Source organism: Methylophilus sp. (genome assembly GCF_035460085.1).
In the GTDB taxonomy this organism is placed as follows: Bacteria; Pseudomonadota; Gammaproteobacteria; order Burkholderiales; family Methylophilaceae; genus Methylophilus.
The window spans coordinates 1-10,109 of the sequence record NZ_DATHWZ010000079.1 but is presented as its reverse complement, the minus strand read 5'-3'; the positions used below and the strand labels follow the sequence as shown (position 1 = coordinate 10,109).

The window sequence follows — 10,109 nt, the reverse complement described above, 5'->3', positions numbered from 1 at the left end:
CCATTGCAGTATCAGGCAGGCACCGATGTGCTGAAAGAAGCCTTCAGCCAGCTATTTGAATCCGGCAAACAGGATTTATATACCTATTTTGAAGATGCATTCGTCAAAGCCGCCTATGACCATTGCCACCAGAACCAGGTGCAAACCGCCAGATTACTAGGCGTCAGCAGAAACGTAGTGCGGGCCAAGCTGATCAAAATGGGAGCGATTAATGCGCTTAGATGATTTGCAGCCTGCGTTAGAAGCGGAGCGATTTAGCCTGAAAGCAACCTCCAGGCTACCCACGCAATATGGTGAATATGTGCTGCATGTGTTTGAAGATGCTGACACCCAAGTCGAACACATTGCCTTGGTGCTGGGTGATATCGCAGGCCAGGGCAATGTGTTCACCCGTGTGCATTCAGAATGCCTGACTGGCGATGTGTTTTCATCGCAACGCTGCGATTGCGGCGACCAATTCAAACTTGCGCAGACGCTTATCCGGCAAGAGGGAAAAGGCGTCATTATCTATTTGCGCGGCCAGGAAGGCAGGGGCATAGGCATCACCAACAAGATACTGGCCTATGGTTTACAGGATGGCGGATTGGATACGGTAGACGCTAACCTGCATTTGAACCTGCCGGTGGATAACAGGAAATATGAAGCTGCTGCTGCGATTTTAAAAAAGCTGAATGTGGCTGCCATCACCTTGCTGACCAACAATCCTGACAAGGTTTCATCATTGTTATCGCATAAAATCCTGATCGATGAGATCCGACCTTTGCAGACTGAAGTGAACGCCTCGAATCAATCCTATTTGCATGTTAAAAAACTGAAACTGGGACATTGGCTATCACTTGAGATCCTTTAACACGTCTAATAATCTTGTGGTATCCATAGGTTTCATAAAGAAATGATCGAATCCAGCCGCGATGGCATTAGCCATCTCCTGCTCTTCACCATAACCGGTCAAGGCAATAAACGTCGCATTCGCAATTTCAGGTTCCCTGCGTAACAGCCTAGCCAACTCTTTGCCATCCATCTGAGGTAAACCGAGGTCTAAAATTAAAACAGCAGGCATTTCAATCTTTGCCCGTTCAATTGCTTTTAGCGGATCATACTCCACGATTGTTTTATAACCCGACATCTCAAGCAGAGTGGCTGTCATGTCAGCGGCATCCACATTGTCATCCACCACCAATATTTTCGTAGTCCTGATTGTGTCACCCGTATCTAAAATGTTACTGCCTCCATCGACTGAATCAGCACCTACGCTTTGGATAAGTGGCAATAAAATCTGGAACTGGCTGCCCATACCAAGTCCTGGACTAACAGCAGTGATCTGTCCTTCATGTAAATCCACAAGACTTTTTGCCAGCGCCAGACCAATGCCTAACCCTCCTTGAGATCTGTCGGATGATCTGGATGCTTGGGTAAACAGCTCGAATACGCTGTTGATTAACACAGGCTCCATACCCATGCCATTATCTGATACCGTGATTTTGGCGAATCTTTCGTCTGTTTCTAAAACCAGCTCTATCCTGCCGCTATCGGGGGTATATTTGGCTGCATTATTCAATATGTTACTGATGACCTGAATAAGGCGATTCTTGTCACCCCTTACAAAGATGTGCCCTGAGGGATTGTTGTATACCAAATGATGATGGTGTTTTGCAAAGAGGGGGCTGACCTGTTCAATGGAATGTGTGACGACATCATTCAGTTCGACTTCTTTACTCTCTAAGGTAATCAGTCCGCGAGTGACGCGTGACATATCGAGAAGATCATCGATCAATCCTGTCATATGCTTAACCTGTCTTGCAATAATGCTACTGCAATTCTCTAGAGTCGCAGGATCATGTTTGGCTAATGGCAAGATATTTGCAGCTGCGGAGATGGGTGCCAGGGGATTACGTAATTCATGGGCAAGCATGGCAAGAAACTCATCCTTACGACGTCCGGCTTCACGCAAACTCTCTTCTGCCTGCTTACGTGAGGTAATGTCGGTAGAAGCCCCTATCCACTCGGTGATTTCGCCGGTTTTTTCGTCCAACATAGGGACGGCCCTGGTTTCAAGCCATCCTTCACTACCATCCGCAAGAATAACCTTTAGTTCAAGCTCAAATTTTGATTTCTGCTTGATGCATTTGGCAATGGCAGTATGCAGTTTTTCATGCTCTTCAGGCGGCACATATTCTTCAAACCAAAGCTTCTTGGAATTGGTGACATCTTTAAGGACACCACGCCCCTGTAGCTGATATATCTCACTCCAGTCAGGGCTCACCCGATACACCACTTCAGCGGTTGCTGTGATCAGCGCTCTCAAGCGAGACTCACTTAAGCGTAATTGCTCTTCGTCGCTTCTTTTCTGTGTGACATCCCTGAACAAGACGCCTACCATATTCTCACCTGGCTCATCCACAGGGTATGCATACACGTCGAATATACGGCCTAATGTTTTGGAGCCGTTCTCAAACCGGATAGGCTGTCCGGTTTTGGCTACTTGGCCATACATCTCAAACCACCGTGACTCGTGATTTGGCACCATTTCGCGCATGGTTTTGCCTTTTGCATCATGTAGCCCTGTCTGTTCTTCAAATAGCGGATTGATTTCATGAAAAATGTAATCTATGGGTTGATCACGTTCATCAAACAAAACTTCAATCACACAGAATCCTTCATCGATGGATTCCGTCAAGCTACGATATCGAGACTCAGCCTTTTTCTGGGCATCTTCAGCATACACCTTCTCGGTAACTTCACTGGTTTGATGAGAGATACAAAACAAATACCCTTGTTCATCAAAGATCGGGGTATTGCTGGCCCTCCAGTACCGCTCCTCGAAAATGACCGTTCCATCTTCTTTGGTAGATCTGATTGGATAGCGCTGTAAGGGGAGTTTATCTTGTTTGCCTGTGTCAATCACACGTGCTAAGGAGCGTCTAAGGGCTTCTAAGCCTGTATCTTTCTGGTCATGTGGATCCGCCGGGAAAACTTCAAATAATCGTTTGCCAATTACATCTTCACGTTTTAACTTTACAAATTCAAGGAAGGTATCGTTGACCTCAAGAAATATTGGATCTACAGAGGGTGAGAGGAAATATTGACCTGCCGTTGATGTATTTAATGCGGTTTGATAAACATGGGCAGGAAACATAGTTGCAACTCAGACATGGTAAGGTTTGACCATGAATCTATCACACATTTATCGGCATTTTGCCAATAAGTTTGTCGAGGGTGACAGGATAGTCACGCACACGAACACCTGTGGCATTGTAAATGGCGTTCGATACTGCTGCAGCCACACCACAGATACCCAACTCTCCGACGCCTTTGGCTTTCATAGGGGATGAGATAGGATCCGTTTCTTCCAGGAAAATCACTTCCTGGTGCGGAATGTCTGCATGTACCGGGACCTCATAGCCCGCCAGGTCATGATTCACAAAATAACCATAGCGCTGGTCGACCTCCAGTGACTCCATCAAGGCAGCCCCTACCCCCATGGTCATCGCGCCAATCACCTGGCTACGCGCCGTTTTTGGATTAAGGATGCGCCCGGCTGCACAAACGGCTAACATACGGCGTATCCGGGTTTCGCCGGTGTAAGCATCCACAGCAACCTCTACAAAATGTGCACCAAAGGTTGACTGCTGGTATTTTTTATCAAGATCACCGAATTCAATCATATCTTCAGCGCTGATACCTTGGCTGCCCGCCAATTCCGCTAGAGTGAAGCTCTGTGAGCCATGACTGATTTTCTCATCAGAAAAAATGGCACTGTCGATATTGAAATTTGTTTTTTGCGCAATGGCTTCGCGCAATTTGATACAGGCAGCATACACACCTGAAGTAGAACTGTTACCGCCCCACTGACCGCCTGAACCAGACGAGACCGGAAAATTCGAGTCGCCGAGCCTCACATTGACCTTTGCTAAAGGAACGCCCATCATTTCCGCCGCCGTTTGGGCAATGATGGTATAGCTGCCGGTACCGATGTCCGTCATGTCAGTTTCAACCGTCAAATAGCCACGTTTATCCAGACGCACGCGTGCAGCTGATTTCGTGACTACGTTATCCCGATAAGCGGATGCGACTCCCAATCCTATCAACCAGCGGCCTTCACGCAGTCCACCAGGCTTTGCTTTTCGTTTACTCCATCCAAATTGTTTGGCGCCAATCTGGAAGCACTTCACCAGTTGACGTAAAGAAAATGGTGGCTGAGTGGACGGCTCCTTTTCTTCAGGTTTTTTGGATTGTGAATCTCTCGATGACGGTTTAGGAGGAGAGTCCGGAACAATTTGAATGTCGTTCCTGATGCGGAACTCAATGGGATCCATGCCTAATTTCTCTGCCATTTCATCCATGGCAACTTCAAGCGCCGCCAGCCCGGAAGCCTCATTTGGCGCACGCATGGCGTTGGCTTCCGGCAGATCGAGCCTGGACACACGATTTGAGGTCATCCGGTTGGCTCCCGCATACAGGGAGCGCGTCTGGAATGCGCCGGCCTCAGGCCCGCCCTCCGGCAAGTTTCCCGACCAGCTTTCATGGCCGATAGCGGTAATCAATCCCTCTTTATTAGCGCCAATGCGTATGCGCTGAATCGTTGCGGAGCGGTGCGTTGTATTGTTAGGGATCAAAGCGCGCTGCAAATTTACTTTCACAGGGCGTTGTGCGGCCCTGGCTGCAAGGGCGGCCATTAGGGCATCAGAGCGCAAAAATAATTTGGCACCAAACCCACCACCGATATAAGGGGATATCACCCGTACTTTTTCCTTGGCAATGCCGAGAGTCTTCGCCATATCCCCAACCGCCCAATCGATCATCTGATTAGAGGTCCATAGTGTTAACTGGCCGCCATCCCAGGCTGCAATCGTTGCATGCGGTTCCATCATAGAGTGCGACTCATGGGAAGTGGAGTAAGTCGCATCCAACTTTAAAGGCGATGATGCATAAGCAGCGTCGAAATTACCTACGGCACTCTCACCCGCTGCACCCGTATCATCTGTTGGGACGCCCTTCGGCTTTTCTTTTTCCAGGTCATAATAGCCCTTGGATCGTTCATACTTAACCTGGATCAAGTGAGCGGCAGCACGGGCTTGTTCGAAGGTTTCGGCCACCACAATGGCGATAGCCTGGTGATAATGCTGGATGTCTGGCCCACCCAGTAAAAGAGCAGTATTGTATTTACCTTTTGCGAGCTTACCCGCATTTTGGTAAGTCACGATTGTAATCACGCCTGGATAAGCTTTGGCTGCAGATAAATGGATTGAAGCGATGCGGCCTTTTGCGATACTTGATCCAAGTATGTAACCATAAGCCTGGTTTGCGATAACGTCATTCCGGTCATAGGCATAGGGCGCGGTGCCGGTGGTTTTGAGCGGTCCATCAATGCGGGAAACGGGTTGACCCACCACTTTCAGCTGGTCTATAGGGTTATTGGTTGCCGGGGTATCGAATTTCATGGATTATGCCTTCGCTTCAGTGATCACCGAGGCCAGCGTACGTTCCACCAGTGACACTTTGAATGCATTGTCATGTGTGGTTCGCGCATTTGCCAGCAACTTGGCCGACACTGCTTTGGCGCCTTTCGGCAAAGCACGCTCAGCTTCCTCAATGCGCCAGGGTTTATGTGCAACACCGCCTAATGCCACCCTGCCTGATCCGTCTCTTTGAATAATGGCCGCAACAGAGACAAGGGCAAAGGCATAGGATGCGCGGTCCCTTACTTTCCTGTAAATATGCATGCCACCAACAGGCGGCGGAAGAGTCACAGCAGTGATCAATTCACCCCTCTCCAGCGCATGTTCAATCTGGGGATTATTGCCAGGTAGCCTGTGTAACTCAGCAATAGGTATCGATCTGGTTGACCCGTTCGAGCGAACAGTCTCTATCGTTGCATCCAATACCCGCATCGCAACAGCCATGTCGCTCGGATGCGTAGCAATACATTGATCGCTCACACCTACAATCGCATGATTGCGGCTATATCCGCCAAGGGCTGCACACCCAGTCCCGGGTTCGCGTTTGTTACAGGGCAGATTGGTATCATAAAAATAAGGACAGCGGGTACGCTGTAATAAGTTGCCAGCCGTGGTTGCCTGATTTCTCAGCTGGCCGGAAGCGCCCGCAAGCAACGCTCTTGAAAGAACACCATATTTGCGCCGCACAACGTCATGAGCAGCAAGGTCTGTATTGCGCACCAAGGCACCGATTCGTAAACCACCCTCTTCAGTGGGTTCAATTTTGTCCAAACCAAGATCATTGATATCAATTAAATGGCCAGGGGTTTCTACCTGCAATTTCATTAAATCCAGGAGGTTAGTTCCGCCTGCAATGAATTTCGAATGATTGATACGTGCAGCTTTGACAGCCGCATCAATCGGTAAATTGACTCTCTCATAAGTAAATGCTTTCATCTGGATACCCCGGCAACTTCTGAGATCGCTTCCTGGATATTCGAATAAGCACCACAGCGGCATAAATTACCACTCATGCGTTCTCTGAACTCAATAGGGCTCATTTCAATTGGCCGTGTCAGATCCTCCGTGACATGACTCGGTATCCCGGCTTTGAATTCATCGAGCATGGCAACTGCAGAGCAGATTTGTCCCGGCGTACAGAATCCGCATTGATAGCCATCATGCTTGATGAAGGCAGCCTGCATCGGATGCAGATTATTCGGAGTACCCAAACCCTCAATCGTTGTGATGTCGTGGCCTTCTTGCATCACGGCAAGGGTCAGGCATGATGCAATACGTCGTCCGTCTACGATGACGGTACAAGCACCACACTGGCCTTGATCACATCCCTTTTTCGTGCCCGTAAGATGCAAGCGCTCCCGTAGGGCGTCGAGTAGCGTAGTTCGCGAATCAACCAGCAACTGATGCTCACTCCCATTCACTCGCAATAAGACATTCACCTTGGAAGGCTCGGTGGTCTGTGAAGGCTGGATAACTGATCTAGCTTCGGCTTCTGTCGCCATTTTGGCAACTGCTATCGCTCCACTTGAAGCCGCAGTATTTCTTATGAATTTACGTCTGTTTGGATCGAATTCAGCCATGCTTCACTTCCTGGAAAAAGAGGTTGCCTGATTAATCAGTACTTGTTTCGCGATAACTAAGTGATATATCAGACTAGATTAAGTTCCTCTTCGATACAGCGGAAATAGGAATGAATCTAGCTCAAGAATATATCGAGGACTTTTTTGTGACCCTGTCGATAGCCCAAGCCATCATCAGATCATTTGATGCCTTATCAATCCCGGCAGATGGAATATTCAAAAATTTCTAAAGCTTTTAACTTGGGATGAAAGCAGCCAAAGTTTTCGCCAATATACTCGCCAATTTATCAACCATATTGGGATTAATACTTAAATAACATATTGAAATATATAGTACTATGGCAAAGGTTAAACCTTATTTTATATTCGCCAAATGATCGCTAAAGTAATTCGCGCACCTGCTGCTACACATGTTGCTCAAATGGAGCCAATGCTGCCTCAAGCAAGGGAACTTGAAAAGTTGCTATCCCTAGCCAGCGGATTACGTGCCAGAGCCATAAAACTAACTGCAAACCCCATGCCAGGTCTTAATAAGAGCCTTTCCATGATTTTGCGAGCAATGAACTCTTACTACACCAATAAAATAGAGGGGCAGCATACAATGCCGGCGGAAATTGAATCTGCCTTAAATAATGATTACTCTATTAATAAAGATATTGCCCAGAAACAACGCATCGCAAGAGCGCATCTACTGACAGAGGCTTGGGGTGAAGAGCATATTGCAGGTACAAACTGGCGCGAAGTATTTTCTGCCAATTTAATTACCAATCTCCACTATCAGCTTTATAGCCATATGGATAAAGTTGATCGTGTAACTGACAACAATGAGCCGGTTAATGAAGGGCAATTTCGGACGCGAAATGTAACCGTTGGCATACATATGCCGCCTGACGCACATTATTTATCTAATTTTATTGAGCGCTGGATTCAAGCCTATAGCGGTGTGCCCGATGGAGATATGGCCCTTATCGGCTTAGCTTGTGCGCATCATAGATTGGCATGGATACACCCTTTTAACGATGGTAATGGGCGCGTCACCAGATTACACAGTCACCTATTGCTTCATGCAATGGGCTTAACAAATGGTCTTTGGTCGCCAATGCGCGGTTTAGCGAGAAGCCATCAAGAATACTATGATCGCCTACATAATGCAGACAACCTAAAAAACGGTGATTACGATGGCCGCGGTGCACTCACAGAACAAGGTTTGGTTGAATGGATTCGTTACTTTTTGAATGTATGCATAGACCAGGTAACATTTATGGAAGGCATGTTAAACCTTACTGACTTTAAAAGTCGTCTTGAAACACTCCTGGTTGTTGAAGAAAACAAGGGCATTTCTGGTATAAAAAAAGCCGCACTCAACCCATTACACTACATTGCGATTACTGGCCCTATGGAGCGTGGTGAGTTCAAAAAAATGACAGGAATGGCTGAACGCTCAGCTGATCGGCTTTTAAAAGCATTACTTGATTACAAACTACTTTTATCAGACAGTGCCAGAGGTAATGTGTATATGGGAGTACCGTTGCATAGTATGCAATTCCTCTTCCCCCGGCTTTGGCCAGAGGCAGAAATAAACAACTGATAGAATATTAAGAGGGGATGCAGCTCATACATATATATTGCTCCCCTTGGGAGGGAAATAACGCTTTTAGAAGAGCTTCGCTATTTGCGCCATGCACTTGCAATTTTCTGGATTGCTAGAGTGATCTCTACTCAGCAACTCAAAAAATAAAAGGGATAATCCAAACCGCTTTTCGCGTCTGATCTTCAACTGAAGCTGGTTTGAATTTCCAGGTCCGCACGGCTGTCTCCGCTGCCGCATTCAAATGATCATTTGAAGACTCGATGATATATGTGTCAGCGACTGAACCGCTCTCGTCAATCAAAATAGCTACTTCAACATACGCTGATTTTCCGATAGAGAGAGTCGGTTTAGCTATTTTAAGAAGCTTTGCATTAACCCATTTTTTATTGATATCTTCACTCGTCGGTAAATTAGTGGCATCGGGGAAAATAATGTGGCCTTTTGTAAACAGGTGTTTACGTACTTCTTCACGTACACCAAATGGACCAGCATTGATCTTTTGCTCCCTGTAAGCCTGAGCAATTTCGGTAATGCTATCAATATCACGCTCAGCACTTGAGGCACTTATGAATGACAAAGATAAAATCAGAATGGATATGTATCGCATAGCATGCTAAATGGTTGGTTTCAAAAGAGAGGATTTTGTACTATTTTGGTGTTATAAACTTACTCTAGAATCTTAACCTAAGATCGTTACTGCGACCTTAAGAAAGCACCAGTTACCATTTGGCATTTGAGAACAGCCAAGGTAAATAATATCTTGTAAAATCATAAAAAAATTAAGTCTTACAAAAAAATGACTCGCACACTTATATATATTTTATCGATCACTTTCGGAATGCTCTCTGTTAAACATTCATGCTTGGCTGACGAGCTATCTAAACCCTCAACTATTAGACTGCCTGGGATTGCTCACATCTGGGGAGTAGATACCAAAGGCATGCCGACAATTACTTTTGAAGAGTTAGAAAATTGCATGAGTTCTGACTCGGCTTTGAGGCAACAATTTGATCGTGTTCAACTTGAAACCAAGCTTATTAACGAAGAAGTATTAAAAGCTGAAAAAATGGTGGAGGAAAATCAAAAGGTTCGTTCCTCCCTGGAAAAAGAATCAGGTGAATTACAACTTGAGATTACGGAAATGAACACGCTCAATGAAGCGTTTGCAAAAAGAAAACAGGAACTATCGTCTCTCACTAGCAAGAAAGTGGATGCGCCAACGGCTAAAAAGATCAATCAAAAAGTCGAGCAATTTAATAAAGACATTATTAAATTTAACGCTGACTCAGCGACATTAAAAGAAAAAACTGAGCATTTGAAATCAAAACAAAAAGTTTTTAATGACAATTTAGATAGTTTAAAAACGCAGTTAGACCAAGTAAATATCAAAACCAATGCCTTCAATGAACAAAAAAAGTCTTTTGACCAAACTTTGATTTCTTACAAAGATAAATGCACAGGCACGCATAAGCTAGAACA

At 46.0% G+C, this 10,109-nt stretch carries 8 protein-coding genes and 1 pseudogene; 4 read left to right on the top strand and 5 right to left on the bottom strand.

The features are described 5' to 3' along the window. Together VK958_RS11115 and ribA are read left to right on the top strand one after the other, a co-directional pair. Nucleotides 1–225: pseudogene (locus VK958_RS11115) on the top strand (AAA family ATPase); the annotation flags it as partial. Beyond that, complete coding sequence (gene ribA / locus VK958_RS11110; RefSeq protein ID WP_325241294.1) at nt 212–850, top strand: GTP cyclohydrolase II; 639 nt, start codon at nt 212–214, stop codon at nt 848–850. The pseudogene VK958_RS11115 and the gene ribA, both read left to right, overlap by 14 nt. Here ribA and VK958_RS11105 read toward each other — a convergent pair. From VK958_RS11105 to paoA, 4 genes are read right to left on the bottom strand one after another with little or no spacing between them, the layout of a single operon-like run. Beyond that, nucleotides 833–3,136, bottom strand: coding sequence for a hybrid sensor histidine kinase/response regulator (locus VK958_RS11105; RefSeq protein ID WP_325241292.1), 2,304 nt, complete (start codon nt 3,134–3,136; stop codon nt 833–835). The two genes, ribA and VK958_RS11105, sit on opposite strands and share 18 nt — an antisense overlap. Before the next feature lie 40 nt (nt 3,137–3,176). Beyond that, nucleotides 3,177–5,441: an aldehyde oxidoreductase molybdenum-binding subunit PaoC gene (gene paoC, locus VK958_RS11100; RefSeq protein ID WP_325241290.1), complete on the bottom strand. Its 2,265-nt coding sequence runs from the start codon at nt 5,439–5,441 to the stop codon at nt 3,177–3,179. 3 nt (nt 5,442–5,444) lie between these two features. Next, on the bottom strand, nt 5,445–6,395 hold the full coding sequence (locus tag VK958_RS11095; protein WP_325241288.1) for an FAD binding domain-containing protein: 951 nt from the start codon (nt 6,393–6,395) through the stop codon (nt 5,445–5,447). Then, entirely contained in the window at nt 6,392–7,039 is a 648-nt protein-coding gene (paoA, locus tag VK958_RS11090) for an aldehyde dehydrogenase iron-sulfur subunit PaoA (protein WP_325241286.1), read from the bottom strand. Before paoA ends, VK958_RS11095 begins: the two co-directional genes overlap by 4 nt. A gap of 430 nt (nt 7,040–7,469) precedes the next feature. On the opposite strand from paoA, the gene VK958_RS11085 reads away from it, so the two are divergent. Further along, nucleotides 7,470–8,627, top strand: a complete 1,158-nt coding sequence (locus VK958_RS11085; RefSeq protein ID WP_325241284.1) for a Fic family protein — start codon at nt 7,470–7,472, stop codon at nt 8,625–8,627. A gap of 139 nt (nt 8,628–8,766) precedes the next feature. Here the strand turns inward: VK958_RS11085 and VK958_RS11080 are convergent, their stop codons facing one another. Then, nucleotides 8,767–9,237, bottom strand: a complete 471-nt coding sequence (locus VK958_RS11080; protein WP_325241282.1) for a TonB family protein — start codon at nt 9,235–9,237, stop codon at nt 8,767–8,769. A 255-nt stretch (nt 9,238–9,492) separates the two neighbouring features. On the opposite strand from VK958_RS11080, the gene VK958_RS11075 reads away from it, so the two are divergent. Then, on the top strand, nt 9,493–10,109 hold a 617-nt coding region (locus VK958_RS11075), incomplete at its 3' end, for a hypothetical protein (RefSeq protein ID WP_325241280.1).

What these genes read in the sequence shown, in the direction of transcription:
- ribA (WP_325241294.1), top strand. Translation starts at nt 212, where the DNA reads ATGCGCTTAGATGATTTGCAGCCTGCGTTAGAAGCGGAGCGATTTAGC.
- VK958_RS11105 (WP_325241292.1), bottom strand. Translation starts at nt 3,136, where the DNA reads ATGTTTCCTGCCCATGTTTATCAAACCGCATTAAATACATCAACGGCA.
- paoC (WP_325241290.1), bottom strand. Translation starts at nt 5,441, where the DNA reads ATGAAATTCGATACCCCGGCAACCAATAACCCTATAGACCAGCTGAAA.
- VK958_RS11095 (WP_325241288.1), bottom strand. Translation starts at nt 6,395, where the DNA reads ATGAAAGCATTTACTTATGAGAGAGTCAATTTACCGATTGATGCGGCT.
- paoA (WP_325241286.1), bottom strand. Translation starts at nt 7,039, where the DNA reads ATGGCTGAATTCGATCCAAACAGACGTAAATTCATAAGAAATACTGCG.
- VK958_RS11085 (WP_325241284.1), top strand. Translation starts at nt 7,470, where the DNA reads ATGCTGCCTCAAGCAAGGGAACTTGAAAAGTTGCTATCCCTAGCCAGC.
- VK958_RS11080 (WP_325241282.1), bottom strand. Translation starts at nt 9,237, where the DNA reads ATGCGATACATATCCATTCTGATTTTATCTTTGTCATTCATAAGTGCC.